Source organism: Ruminococcus callidus ATCC 27760 (genome assembly GCF_000468015.1).
In the GTDB taxonomy this organism is placed as follows: domain Bacteria; phylum Bacillota; class Clostridia; order Oscillospirales; family Ruminococcaceae; genus Ruminococcus_C; species Ruminococcus_C callidus.
This window is the reverse complement of record NZ_KI260296.1, coordinates 54287-67439: the sequence shown is the minus strand read 5'-3', so window position 1 is coordinate 67439 and position 13153 is coordinate 54287. Positions and strand designations below refer to the sequence as shown.

At 48.2% G+C, this 13153-nt stretch carries 10 protein-coding genes; 4 read left to right on the top strand and 6 right to left on the bottom strand.

Annotated features, from left to right (window positions below):
- The first annotated feature begins 725 nt into the window (after window positions 1-725).
- Window positions 726-1760 carry a hypothetical protein gene (locus RUMCAL_RS01520; RefSeq protein WP_021680653.1) on the top strand — a complete coding sequence of 345 codons (1035 nt, stop codon included), beginning with the start codon at window positions 726-728 and terminating at the stop codon, window positions 1758-1760.
- A gap of 100 nt (window positions 1761-1860) precedes the next feature.
- On the opposite strand, the gene RUMCAL_RS01515 is transcribed toward RUMCAL_RS01520, so the two are convergent.
- From RUMCAL_RS01515 to RUMCAL_RS01495, 5 genes are read right to left on the bottom strand one after another with little or no spacing between them, the layout of a single operon-like run.
- A complete protein-coding gene (locus RUMCAL_RS01515) occupies window positions 1861-2904 on the bottom strand; it encodes a hypothetical protein (RefSeq protein WP_021680652.1) in 1044 nt (347 codons plus the stop codon).
- A gap of 13 nt (window positions 2905-2917) precedes the next feature.
- Complete coding sequence (locus tag RUMCAL_RS01510; protein WP_021680651.1) at window positions 2918-3388, bottom strand: hypothetical protein; 471 nt, start codon at window positions 3386-3388, stop codon at window positions 2918-2920.
- Between the two features lie 3 nt (window positions 3389-3391).
- Window positions 3392-3850 carry a hypothetical protein gene (locus tag RUMCAL_RS01505; protein ID WP_021680650.1) on the bottom strand — a complete coding sequence of 153 codons (459 nt, stop codon included), beginning with the start codon at window positions 3848-3850 and terminating at the stop codon, window positions 3392-3394.
- A gap of 10 nt (window positions 3851-3860) precedes the next feature.
- Window positions 3861-4220: a hypothetical protein gene (locus tag RUMCAL_RS01500; RefSeq protein WP_021680649.1), complete on the bottom strand. Its 360-nt coding sequence runs from the start codon at window positions 4218-4220 to the stop codon at window positions 3861-3863.
- Window position 4221: 1 nt separating this feature from the next.
- The gene (locus tag RUMCAL_RS01495; RefSeq protein ID WP_040646472.1) at window positions 4222-5196 is read right to left on the bottom strand and encodes an ATP-binding protein; all 975 of its coding nucleotides are present in this window, start codon (window positions 5194-5196) and stop codon (window positions 4222-4224) included.
- 428 nt (window positions 5197-5624) lie between these two features.
- Between RUMCAL_RS01495 and RUMCAL_RS01490 the strand changes: the two genes are divergently transcribed.
- From RUMCAL_RS01490 to RUMCAL_RS01480, 3 genes are all read left to right on the top strand, one after another.
- Window positions 5625-5963 carry a helix-turn-helix domain-containing protein gene (locus RUMCAL_RS01490; RefSeq protein ID WP_021680647.1) on the top strand — a complete coding sequence of 113 codons (339 nt, stop codon included), beginning with the start codon at window positions 5625-5627 and terminating at the stop codon, window positions 5961-5963.
- Between the two features lie 267 nt (window positions 5964-6230).
- Entirely contained in the window at window positions 6231-8630 is a 2400-nt protein-coding gene (locus RUMCAL_RS01485) for a dockerin type I domain-containing protein (RefSeq protein WP_040646470.1), read from the top strand.
- Between the two features lies 1 nt (window position 8631).
- A complete protein-coding gene (locus RUMCAL_RS01480) occupies window positions 8632-9612 on the top strand; it encodes a helix-turn-helix domain-containing protein (protein WP_021680645.1) in 981 nt (326 codons plus the stop codon).
- 169 nt (window positions 9613-9781) lie between these two features.
- On the opposite strand, the gene bglS is transcribed toward RUMCAL_RS01480, so the two are convergent.
- Complete coding sequence (gene bglS / locus RUMCAL_RS01475; protein WP_169725974.1) at window positions 9782-12850, bottom strand: beta-glucanase; 3069 nt, start codon at window positions 12848-12850, stop codon at window positions 9782-9784.
- Window positions 12851-13153 lie beyond the last annotated feature (303 nt).

The window sequence follows — 13153 nt, the reverse complement described above, 5'->3', positions numbered from 1 at the left end:
AAAGCGTCATTGCTTTCTTTCATTTTGCGATCCTCTGATCGCTTTTGCTAATATTCATTATAGACCATTCCGCCGGCTTTGTCAATAGGTTTTTTTCGATTTTTCCGAAAAAAGCAAGAAAAACGCCGATTTTTTTCTTTTATAAAAAACAAAATGCCGCAGATTTTTTCAGAAATTCCACTGCACTTGATTTTTGAAAGTTCCGTTTCCTTTTGCTGTGAGAAGAAAAGTGCAAGTCAGCCAGAAACAGCTGTTCCCTTGTCGAAAACAGCCTTGCAAGCAAAAAGCAAAGCCGCAAAGACAACTGCAATTGTCCCTGCGGCATCACTCCGAACTATAACAGCCTCTCCCACTTGAGAGCCGTTCTCTGTTCTCCATTCCCTCTTATAGAAACACTGCATAAATCCTGCCTGTCGGCTTTGCACGCAATCTGCTTGCAAGCTTTGTGCAGTGTTTCCCTTATTTTCGAGAAAGCATACCTCACATTCGCTTCTCCAGCCTGTTGTATCATTAATCACACCTATATTTTATCACATATCTGGAAAAAATCAATTAGAGATGATGCTATTTTCTAAGAAATTGTGCTATTATTCTTTTCATGTGAGAATGATTTCTTATAGAGATGTTCTGCAAATCTCTGATTTTACAATTTCCATGTAGAATTTTCACAAATCACATGGTAACATAAAGATATATCCAAGAGAACACAGAACAGGAGAACTTTTATGGAGTACTGGATCATTCAAATCAAACCTTTCTCACCGAAGAAGCGAAACGAAAACATTGTTCTGAATTTTCAGAAGGACTGTATCCGGAACAACCTTTTCGGCATGGGTTGGAATATCGATGATAACGCCTATCCCGCCGGTGAACCCATGCCCGACTATGAAGAATATCAGCAGAAATGGCTGGAGACCGGCTCTGGGAATGTTTCCAAAACAGCATATCACGCCTATCAGAACATTCAGGCAGGAGATCTTGTACTTTTCCGAGATCGAAACGCCAAATATTATATTGCAAAAGTGAAAACAACCGCACAGTGGCTGACCGAAGATACTGTTGATTTTGAAACATACCATAACGCCAAAGAAGCGGAAATGCCGTCTAATCCGTTGTCATGGGCATGCCGTGTGGAAAAGTGGTATCCGATTTCAGATGTGCCGTCGGCAGTAGTCGGGCGGTTTTCCCAGCGGCGGCAGCAGACCATCAGACGAATCGCGGACACGGACTTGCAAAAACTGGCGGACATCTTGTACAGTGTTGCGACACAGACGACATACGAAAAGATTCCGATTCACGCCGAGAATTTCTGCAAGGCTATGAATCCCGATGAACTGGAAGACCTTACAGCCATGTGGATTCTCGATAAGAACAACGAGGACAACAAGAACGACGAGAATAACGAGAACAACAAGAAATCGAACTTCTGCCTGCTCCCCTCCAGCTGCAAACGAAACACGCCGAAGTATGAATTCGAGCTGCTGGGCATGGAAAAGGAAAGCGGAAAAATCAGAAGAATCACCTGTCAGGTCAAGAATCAGGAAGAAATCCACGCTGACGATTACAGTTCCGATACGGATACCTACTGGAAAATCTATCTTTTTTCCGGCATTGCAGTTACTGATTCGGGCAAGAACAGCCCGCATATCCATGTGATCACAAAAGAAGACCTTTATCGGTTTCTCCTTGACAACCCGAATCAAAACCCGATCGTCAACGCCTATCGGGAAAAGCTGCAAAAGTGGTATACATTTTCCTAGCCTGACGGCTTTATACGGTGCTGTCACCAAAAAAAATCCCAGCCGCATTTTGTTTGCGACTGGGATTTTTGGTTTTTAAGAGCCTGTACAAAACGGATTTTTATGCGGCACAGCCTTCCAGCATATCGAGGTCGTCCTCATCATCTTCCATGGCAATTCTATGTGCCTCGATCTCGCTTCCGTATTCTTCAATACCGTCCGGACTTGCGTGGTTCAGTTCGAAATATTCTTCGTCGTCATCATCTTCTTGTGCATGCATTGTGGAGTGAACGATTTCTTTCTGCTCAATGCAGTTTCCGATCTCAAAATCCAGTATGTTGTGATACAGATCGGAAAAATCGTCTTTGTACAAATCCGGATCATCATCAAAAGCCTGCAATGTGGATTCCTTTATATACGGATCCAGAAAGCCCACCTGATACGCTTTGTTTTTCAGTGTATACGTCGAGAACGGAGCATCTTTCAGTTCCGGAACCGACTCTACAAAGGGCAGGAAGCTTTCCGTGATCTTGTCCAGAATCTTGCTGCTGAAGAATGCCAGACCAGAAACATAAATATAACTCATATCTACGGCACTGACCTTGTCAATGTAATCGGCAAGTTCTACGTTGCAGCATTCCAGATAATCGAGAAACTTATAGTATTCCCAGTAAAAGTAAATTCTTTCGTTCTGGTCAATTTTGTCCTCTTGGATTCTGCTGCGGAGCGTGCTGTAGAAGATCTGATCGAACTGCTGGCTGATGTACTGCGAAACCGGCTTATCGTCTACCTGTTTCCGTTCATTCATCAGCTTTTTGGTGGTATCCAGAGCCAAGAAGTCACTCAACAGAATGGTTTTTCCTGTCGTATCTTCATTCAAAACAAAATTGATGTAATTGGTGATCTGCTTGTTCACTCTGCTTCCGAATGTCAGCTTTCTGCGAATGAACCATACCGCAACAGGAAGCACGCAGAACAACAACATCAAAAAAACGCTGGTGTCTGCAAACCAACCTACAACAAGGGACATGTAAAACATGTACGCATAACCAAGTACCACGATCTTAATGATTTTCTTCGCAAGTGCACCTGCCTTTTTGGCAATGGCCTTTCCGCCGAAAATCAAAACCAGAGCGATAATGATACCAATGATAATAAACGGCATCGATCATTCCCCCTTACGCACTCAGACCCAGCTGCGTGCATGCTTCTTCTTCTCTTTCTGCCGCAGTTTCTGTAATATCCACCATTTTGCCGTCTGCCAGCTTGAGTGCCTGCTCTCTGATGTCTGCCGGTATCTCATCTTCTGACACAAACGTCTGCTTTATCACGGTGTTTTTCAAAAACGTACCGTCATCTTGTCGGGTATAGTTATAGGACAACTGTTGATACTCGTTTCCTACCTTCTTCAAAAATGTCTGTACACCAGAAACGATTACATGGAATGTAGCTTCTACGTATTTAATAGCAGTATCCAGCCACTTTGCCAGAAGCGAGAAGAATTTGCCGATAATCATTGCAAACTTACGGATTCCGTCTTTTACACGTCTGAAAAAATCCGCAGCAAGCGTCGCAAATTTTTTCAGTTGCTGACCAATCCACGAGATTCCCTTATCGATTTTTTCTCCCAGTTTACTAAAAAAGCCCATAGCTTACTCCTCCTGTGCCGTGATCTGCGGTGTTTCCACATCTAGTTCTACGACTTCGGTCTTGATCTTTTCCAGTTGTTCCCGCGTTTCCGCATCTTCTGTAAATTCGCTGAACTTCACCTCGCGGTGCAGCGGATACAGCTGAAAATTCTTTTCCGTCTTGAATTGATCTTTGAAGTAGAGTGCAGCGTCTACGTTGACAACAAATGTTTCCTTGTCTTTGTCTTCCTCACACTTTGTCGCCGTAAATTTGCACTTGCCGCCCACGTAGATCAAGCCCTCTTTTCGGGCGTGACTGATGACCTGCTGATCTACGTCCTTACCTGTCTGCTCGAGGAATTCGTTCCATGTGACAGGCTTCTTCGGGGCAGCCGCAGGGACAGACGAGGTGTTCCCGTTTGCACCTGCCTTGCTGACTTCCTCATCGATCATGTTTGCCAGTCGTTCAAAAAATCCAGCCATTTTCTTCACCTCACTGATAGTTGCTCAAAAGTTGTGCTTCGATGTCTTCTGTCAGTTCCAGAGAATCGCTGTCTTCCATTTCCATTCTGTCATAGATCTCGTCCGGAATCTTGTCCGCAGGAATTTCTCTGGAAACCTCTGTCACCTGCCATTTTTCACCGACCTTGGAATAGTTCTTGGAAATCTCCTTCCCGATATTCTTCCGCACGTCAGAAAGAAATGTTTTGCAGCCGATCAGTACACCCTTGACCACCCGCTGTGCAACCTCACCGATCTTGGACAGCCATTTGATGATACTGTCGTAAAATGCGTCCAACAGTGTCAGAACCACACAGGCTCCGACTGCAGCAAGTACTGAAAACAATATCATTTTAGTTCACCTCCTGAAATTCTTTTGATTTATTTACAATATCTTTCGGTACTTCCGATTCCGGAACTATCTCGGATTTTGTAATCTTAACATCTCTGGGGCTTCCGCTTTTGTTCGCCTTTTTGCTCTTGACGATCTCCGCAACGGCATCTTCAAAGTCCGCCTGCTTCACAAACGATTCCTGATTCTTCGCCGCTTTCAGGGCAGCTTTCAGCACCGCGTTGGAAATATCGCTGCCGCTTACGCCGTCATACTTTTCGGCAATCTCGGAAATACGAAGGTCTGTCGGCATTTCCTGCGGAATGTACAGCCGCCACAGCTTTTCCCGCAAAGACTTGTCCGGCAGATCAAACCGGATATGGTACTGGATCCGCCGCATAAATGCGGGATCGTAGTTGCTGATAAAGTTGGTGGCAAATATCACCATGCCCTCATAGTCATTCAGCAGTGTCAGCAGCACCGAACGGGTCTGGTTCACGCTGACATCTGTGGAACTGGACATATTGGTCACACGCTTGCTCAGCAGTGCATCTGCTTCGTCAAAGAAAATGATGATGTCTTTTTCTGAGGCAGTGTGGAAAAGATTTGTCAGGTTCTTGCTGGTTTCGCCCACATACTTGGATTCAATATCCGCATAATTGACGCAGATCATTTCCTTGTGCAGAGCGTTGGCAATTGCATGGGCAGCCATGGTCTTTCCGGTTCCCGGCTCTCCGTAAAGGTTGATGAACAGGCTTTTCCGCTGTTTCATCACGGATTGCAGGTTCCAGTCCACAAATACCTTGTTCCAGTATTCTTTCGCTTTGATGACCGTCTGCAATTCGTCCAAGTTGCTCTCCGACAAGATCAGATCCGAAAGCCGGTACTTGGGCTTGGAAACCATGAAGCTTATGGACTGCTTCTCCGGCTGCGGCGGCTGCGGTTTCGGTTTCGGCTTGGTTACGGGTGGACTGCTTTTGGTTGGCACTAATGGCATCAGAATAACTCCCTTTCTCAAAATGGATTGATTATCTAGGAAAACGCTGAATAAAGCCCGCCTGACGGCTTTGTACGCAATCTGCGTACAGATTTTCCCGTCATATTGCCCAGAAATCCCTTGCCATAATAACGGCAGTCTGCCTGCGGAATTTCTGACAATCTGCCAAAAAATCTGACTACGCATCTTACGCACAAGCTTTATTCAGTGTTTCCCTAGGGCAGCACTGCATAAAGCCTGTGCTACCTTAAAATCTGTTGGGATCCTGTCCGTTTTCTATACTGCCTGACAATTGGATTTTTTGCCACAAAACATGCATATTCTTATTATATACCATATTTTTTCTTATGTCAAGTTGTTTTTCAGCTTTTACACTGTTTACAATCCAAAAATGCCTGTATACTCTTAATATAAGGAGGTGCAGCAGTATGATTCTCGACTACCAACAAATCGGTAAAAATCTTGCAAGACGACGAAAAGAGCTGCGGTTAAAGCAATATGAAGTTTGCGAACGTGCCAAAATCAATGACAAATACCTTTCCTGCATTGAAACCGCACGTTCCATTCCCAGCTTGGAGGTCTTTTTGAAATTATGTACCGCCTTGGAAACCACACCGGATCACATTCTTCTCGGTACTGTCCGTCAAACAGATTATTCGAAAGATGATGCGATCCTGCTGGAAAAATTTCAAAATCTTTCTCCCGACAACAAACGTCTTTGCCTTGCATTCATGGACCTGCTCTCTGATCGCTTTCAGGAGCATTAGGGAGATACCAAACGGACTTGATTCAGCGTTCCCCTTCCGTCCATGCTTTTATTATACACTGGAAGCCAGACAGACGCTTGTCCGTTCAAAAACAGTTTACAGGTACTCGCCAAAAAAATCCGCTGCGAAATGATCCCGCAGCGGATTTTTTCGTTTTTTCCTTTGTATTTATGCCAAATTTCCCATTTTTTCTTGCAAAAGTGCAGGAAACTATGGTATAATAATTATATCAACGGACAGCTAACGCTGTTAGACAGGAGCATGACTATGAGTATACACAAACGCATTCCGGCTCTGCTGCTGGGTGTGATCCTGCTGTTTGCAGGAATCCCCGCAGGCAGAATTTCTGCACAGGCAGCAGACACAACGCAACAGCTAAACAACATCGTTCTGTTTGCCCAGTTTCCAGATGCCGACACAGACAACTTTATGGCAGACAAGACGGACACGGCGATCGCCATTTGCAACGACACCAGCACACCGCGTTCTCTCACCAGCTATATCGACGCCATTTCCTATGGCAAGCTGCACGTGAACTCTTATTTCCCGCAGCTTTCCGACGGCGTGATCCAGCCCTACGTTCTCCAGAATTCCAAAGCGGAATACACCAACTATGAACAGTACGCCATTGAAATGGTGCAGAATATCCGGATTCCTGACAGCATACCGCTGGACGGCAATCAGGACGGCATGACAGACAACATCACGCTGGTGATCGACGGACGGGCAGAATCTATGGGTGACCCGCTTTGGGCAAAAGCTTTCCAGGTGGGCGGACTGTATCTTGGAGATACCCCTGTAGGCAGCATCAACCTGATGAGCAGCTACACACTGCTCAGTTCCACTATTTTCAGCGGCGTGGGAACACTCTGCCATGAGTTCCTGCACAGTATCGGTTATCCCGACCTCTACCGCAAAGACAGTTCTTCCGGCAACCCTGTGGGACAGTGGGATCTTATGGCAACCAACTCCATCTTTCTGCAATACCCTCTCGCCTATCAGCGTTACGCGGTTTCCGGCTGGCTGGACGCGAAAACTATTACCACTGCCGGCACCTACACATTACAGCCGGCATCTTCCAGCACAGGCGATCGGCTCTATCTGCTGAAAACGCCGTTTTCAGACACGGAATTTTTTGCGGTGGAATACCGTATTCCCGGAAAGCAGTACTCCGAAGAACTGGACTGCAAGATCTACGGCGAGGGCATGGTAGTCTATCGTGTCAACACTGCCGTACAGGGCAACTATCGAAGTGATACTGACGGCATCTACGTATTCCGACCCGATGAAACCACGCTGAATGCCGGCGGCGGTGACCTGACACGTTCCTGCTACGGCGGCAAAAACGCACCGGATTCGATTGGTTCCACAGATCTGGAAAGCACCTTTGCAGACGGTGCCCTGGTCTATTCCGATGGCACCAACAGTGGCATCGCTCTCCATGATATTCAGCTGAACGGTGACGGCACATTAAGCTTTTCCGCCGACTTTGCCGATGTATCCGACCGGTTGTTGTGGCAGAACGTGGACAGCGTGAACTTTCCCGCAGACCAGACCGGCTACGACATGGTGACCGGCGATGACGGCAAGCTATATCTGCTGTCCGCCAACACCGACGGTGCCACACTGTACTGTGTGGAAAACGACACCTTACAGCCAGTCAGCACTGTGCTTTCCGGTACTATGTACAACCCGAAGCTGGCATTCTCCAACGGTACGCCCTACCTGCTCTGGCAGGACAGCCAGTATTTCTTGCACCTGAACCGCTGGAACAGCACCTCCGGTGTATGGCAAGATTGCTACACCGGCACAGAACTGGCTCAATATGCCGACATTGCCGCAGACAACAGCGGCGTGTACGTGACCTACACCACCGGCTCGTTCCCCTATGTTCTTCACGCATTCCGGTTTGACAATGCCGCCGGCACCGTTTCCCTGCTGGGAGATGTCATTGCTGACAACGCCTGCAACATGGAGATCGCCGCTGCAAACGGCAGCATTGGCATCGGCTACCGCGACCTGAACGACAACAATGTACCAAAGCTTGCCGTCTGGGACGGAACAGCATGGAATACCACAACGCTTTCTGAACAGGACTGCGGCACGATTTCAGTTCTGGCAGACGGAAACAGCATCTGGGTCGTTCCCTCCGGCGGCAAGACAGACGTTTTCCGCTGGGAATCCGGCACGGTTACAAATATTCCCCTGCCGGAAGCTGTCCAAGGACGGGCATTCCAGATGACACCGGCAGTGGCACAGGGGAACTTCTATATGACGGTAAACGCCCAGAATCCGGAAGAATTTGTCCTTTACGGATTAAACAAAGACGGCACATGGTCACTGACCGGCAACCCCATTGCACAGAGCATGGTAAACCAGCCGGTACTGGCAGCACAGAAGCAGGCTCTCTACTGCCTTTACGCCACCTCTGACTTGCAGATGCAGCTGAAAAAGCTGACACTGGAAACTGAAACACCGGCAGTTACCGGCGATGTCAACGGGGACGGTACAGCAAATCTGGCAGATACAGTGCTGCTGCAAAAATACCTGCTGGGAGAAACTGCCCTGACAGCAGCACAGGCAAAGGCAGCTGATTTGCAGGCAGATGACAGCATCAACGGTTTCGATCTGGCTGTTCTGCGACAGCTTCTGACAAAGGTGGCATAACATGGATCTGAAACTTCTGCTGCAATATCCGAAAGCAGTACAGGTACTTCTGGCAGCACTGCAAAAAAGCCCTGCTTCTCTGCCGAAACTGGAAAAACTGCTGCCGCCGGAAATCCCTGCTGCGGCACTGCTCTCCGCCATGGAACAGGCAGGGTTTCTCACCAAAACCGGCAGCCGGTATGTTTTGCAACAGGAAGCACTGGAGCAGATGCAGCAGTTTTTGCAGCTATACGCCGCTGTGCAGAACCAACAGGCAGAACAGGACTTCACCCATTTTCTCGCCGCCCAACGGGAGGCAGAAACACAGCATGCAATGCTTGTCACAGAACTCGCCTTTTTTGAAAGCGTGGTTTCTGGAAACAGCGACACTGTGCATCTGCTGTACACACCCCTTGGCGGAAAAGGCTACGGCGAGCTGAGCCGTGACCCGCTGCGAAATCTGAAGTATCATCTGGTCATCACCATTTCCATGCTGACACGCTACTGCATTCAGGGCGGCATGCCACAGGAAGAAGCGTTCAATCTCAGCGACCTGTACATTCAGCGAACGGACACTGCCGTCAGTGAAGCACAGATCCATGTGCTGCACTATCAGGCAATACAGGATTTCACCGGCAAAATGCGGCGGCTGCAAGACAATACCCGCTATTCGCCGCTGGTGCTGAAAGCTATGGACTACATCAGCATTCACCTGCACAGCCGTATCTTTTTACAGGACGTTGCCGATGCTGCCGCAGTGAGTGCACCGCACTTATCCCGTCTGTTTCAGGCCGAAGTACATCTTAGCATCAGCGAATACATTGCCATTAAAAAAGTAGAAGCTGCCAAGAACCTGCTCCAGTACACCGAGCACACTGCCGCCTCGATCAGCAGCCTGCTCAGTTTCAGCTCTCAAAGCTATTTCATCAAGGTATTCCAAAAATACGTGGGCATGACCCCGAAAGAGTACCGGAAGCAGTTCCGTGACAGCACTCATTTTTGATAAGGCAACAGCATAAAACAACAGCCCCGCACTTCTCCGGAAAGAGAAATGCGGGGCTGTTTGCTTGGAATCAGCAGTTCAGAGAAGCCGAAACTGCGGGTTTGGAAATCCGCGTGGAACAGGTGCGGATTTCCTGTAAAAAGAAATGGAGATGAATAATGAAGCTTACTTAGTTGGCTTTGGCTGTGCTCTGATAGGTCACCCATTCATAGCTTGCAGTCAAAGGTGTCTTGCCGTCGAAAGGCTTCAGCCAGTCGTTGACACCAATTCCGGGCCATACATTCATCATGATCTTGCCGGCAGTGGACGGGATATTGCTGGTAGCTGTGTAGACCGCCTTGCCGTCCACATACCATGTAATGTAATCCTTCTGCCAGTCGAATCCATAAGTGTGATATCCCTCTGATGCATCAAAGCCCAGATCGTACATGTACTCATGATTGCCGACACCATTGGTGTAATAGTTGAGCTGTACCTTGGTGGTATCCTTACCCAGAACCTCCACATCGATCTCATCCCACGGGTTATTCTCCGAGGGGCCGGTATAGGTAAAGAACGAGGAAACCACGCCATCATTTTTGATTGCCTTCATGGAAGTTTCGTAATAACCATAGTGATAGTGCTCCAGAGAACGGTACTCTGCACCAGTATAGTTATACTGACCGGAACTGTCCTTGTCAATGGTCAGATTCAACACGCCGTTGTCGAAAGAAGTATTGTTCTTTGTCCAGCCGCAGTCAAAGGGATTGCCGTTTGTCCAGCCGTCCGAAGCTTCAAACAGACTGGTAGCACCCTTACGGAAATCTGCCAGTACTTCCGCATCGGCACTGGGTTCATTGCCCTTGGTGTCGTCCTTGCCGGAAGTATTGTCGTCTTTCTGCACCAGCTTTTGCCGCAGCACTGCCAGATCGAAGCCGTTTACCGTATTGTCTGCCTGTACATCTGCCGCCTTTGCCTGTGTTTCTGTGAGAGAAACTTCTCCCAGCAGATACTTTTGCAGCAGTACAACATCCGCAGTGTTGACTGTCTGATCCTGATTTACATCGCCGGAAATGATGTCATCATGTCCCGGTGTTCTTGCGGTGCTGTTCATCGCCAGCAGGCAGGTCAGCGGAGAGTTCCAGTAGATCGTGATCTCATTGGTGGAATAGCTTTCCCAATGGTCTACATAGCACTTTGCCGACGGAGAATTTGCACAGTATGCCTTTGCAGCACTGTCCTCCAGACCGGAATTGACACCGCCGACCAGCATACCTTTCATTGCCTGATTCTTGGCCATAGACGGTCTGTGGTGCGGGTGTTCTGGTGAAACCGTGCCATAGCCAGTCACGAAGCACTCTCCCATTGCGTTATTGCCCAGCAGATAGTGGAGATTGCTGCGGGAAGTGTCCAGATAGGTGCTGTCCTCAGTCATCTGGTATGCCAGATTCAGGATCATGCCGGAAGTGGCAACGCCCATGTTGCTGCCCCAGTTATATTTGGAAACCGACACCCCATAAGGATTGCTCTGGGAAAAACCTTTCATTTTGTCGGCTTCTTTCAGAATGGAAGTCTTTGCACGGGTGTAGAGGTCAGAGTTCGTATCCACACCGTCCATAGTGAGAATGGCAATATTACCATAGTCTCCCACTTCCATCCAGTCCATGCCATTCTGCACACGCATGCTTTCCAACGCAGTACGATATGTGTCCTCACCGGTAGCACGCCACATCTGTGCTGCTGCCCAGTAGCGTTCGTCAATATCGGAAGTGTCGCCATAATCACCAGTCGTAATGTCAGACGGATTGGAGAAGATAAAGTTGGGATTTTTTTGCAGGAATGCCCACGCGTTCTTTGCAGCATTCAGGCACTTTTCCGCAAAGTCCTTGTCGACCTTCTGGTAGTATTCATATGCCATTGCCATCGACGCACAGAAATCGGCAGTCGCTGTGGTGGAAACCGGCGTTACGATCAGTTCGTCCGTTTCCGTTTCCGGCATCACATAACCGGGGAAATTCTCGCAGCTGACCTTGTGGTGCACGCCGCCGGTCTGGCTGTCCTGCATTTTCAGCATCCATTCCAGTTCATAGCGTACCTCGTCCAGCACGTCCGGAACACCGTTGCCGCTTTCCGGAATGCCAATGCTGTCGCTGAACAACTCCGGATTGGCATCATAGGCAATCAGCAAGTCTGCCACAGACTTTGCACCGGGAACAACATATCTGCCGTAGTCGCCGGCATCATGCCAGCCGCCGCTGACATCGATTTTTTCGTTGGTGTGATAAACTGTTGCCAGCGTGTTATGGCAAGCCACATGCCCGAATGTGCTGTCCTTCACCTCCGTGCCGCACCGCTGGAGGTACAGCATTTTCACGCTGTCGTCCAGCAGACTGTCGTAAACGTTATTACCAATGGTGAACGAATACGACTGATCCAGACCGCCGCAGGTGATATAGTATGTACCAGCTTCTGTCACGGCGGAGAAATCTCCCGTCCAGTTGTTTTCATCGGCGGAAGAATAAAACGTCGGAGCCGACAGTTCCCCGGTATAGACCACCTGTCCGCTGTCTGCGTTGACGACGGAAAAACTGGTTTCACTGGTCACGTCGCGGAACACAGCTGTCTTGGTTTCGTCCGGCTGATAACCTACCTGATCGGTCATGATCGACGGAGCATAAGGCAGAACAGAAGTATAATCCACGTTGGAATCATCTACCAGTTCTACCTTTACATTGTCCAGATAAATAGTATGTGCCGGCAGATCTTCCTCGTTTTCCAGTCCGCAGTTGAACACCAGCTTGGACATGACATCTGAATCCTGCTTCATGGTGAATTCATAGTCCACGGTCTGCGGTTCTGCGGTCAGATCAAGTCCTTTCCAGGTGTACGCCTGATAGGTGCCGCCATTCTGCTGGATCATGGCTTCCACATAACGGTCTGTGGTGGAAGAGATCTCATAGCTAACACGGTACACCCCGTTTTTGTACAAGGGGATAATATCATAGCTGCACTGTACAGAATAGTTCAGCTTTCCCACAGAATCAATTTGCAGGGCAAGCTTACCGTTTTCCGTAGTCAGGGACGCCTTTCCGCCGCTTGCCTGATAGGTGTCCCAGCCGCTGGTGCCGCTGTCAAATGTGGAGTTGCTGACCAGATTTTTCACTTCCGCAGAAGCCGGCATCGCTGCCAGACTACCCATGCTCAACACTGCCGCACAGAGCACTGCCAGACATTGCCGAAGTCCTTTGATTCGCATCATACTCATTTCCTCTCTTTCTGAAAACAGCATGCCGCTGTTTCTGTGTAATTTGTCTGCACAGAATGTATGAAAAACAATATCACATCTTCTGTGCAAACGGCTTTATGCGAACAATTCATTATCTTTAGTATATCACATCTTTCACAAGGATAATACTATTTTTCATGACAAAAGTAGTAATTTCATGATATGTTATCAAAAAAGACCTGACGAGAAAATTTCCCGTCAGGTCTAGTGTTTCCCTAAGGCAATACCACACAAAGATTGCACGACAGATGCGTGCGGGAAGATACGAAACAGGCT

Excerpts from the sequence above, each read along its gene's own strand:
- RUMCAL_RS01520 (WP_021680653.1), top strand. The coding sequence starts at position 726 with ATGGAGTACTGGATCATTCAAATCAAACCTTTCTCACCGAAGAAGCGA.
- RUMCAL_RS01515 (WP_021680652.1), bottom strand. The coding sequence starts at position 2,904 with ATGCCGTTTATTATCATTGGTATCATTATCGCTCTGGTTTTGATTTTC.
- RUMCAL_RS01510 (WP_021680651.1), bottom strand. The coding sequence starts at position 3,388 with ATGGGCTTTTTTAGTAAACTGGGAGAAAAAATCGATAAGGGAATCTCG.
- RUMCAL_RS01505 (WP_021680650.1), bottom strand. The coding sequence starts at position 3,850 with ATGGCTGGATTTTTTGAACGACTGGCAAACATGATCGATGAGGAAGTC.
- RUMCAL_RS01500 (WP_021680649.1), bottom strand. The coding sequence starts at position 4,220 with ATGATATTGTTTTCAGTACTTGCTGCAGTCGGAGCCTGTGTGGTTCTG.
- RUMCAL_RS01495 (WP_040646472.1), bottom strand. The coding sequence starts at position 5,196 with ATGCCATTAGTGCCAACCAAAAGCAGTCCACCCGTAACCAAGCCGAAA.
- RUMCAL_RS01490 (WP_021680647.1), top strand. The coding sequence starts at position 5,625 with ATGATTCTCGACTACCAACAAATCGGTAAAAATCTTGCAAGACGACGA.
- RUMCAL_RS01485 (WP_040646470.1), top strand. The coding sequence starts at position 6,231 with ATGAGTATACACAAACGCATTCCGGCTCTGCTGCTGGGTGTGATCCTG.
- RUMCAL_RS01480 (WP_021680645.1), top strand. The coding sequence starts at position 8,632 with ATGGATCTGAAACTTCTGCTGCAATATCCGAAAGCAGTACAGGTACTT.
- bglS (WP_169725974.1), bottom strand. The coding sequence starts at position 12,850 with ATGATGCGAATCAAAGGACTTCGGCAATGTCTGGCAGTGCTCTGTGCG.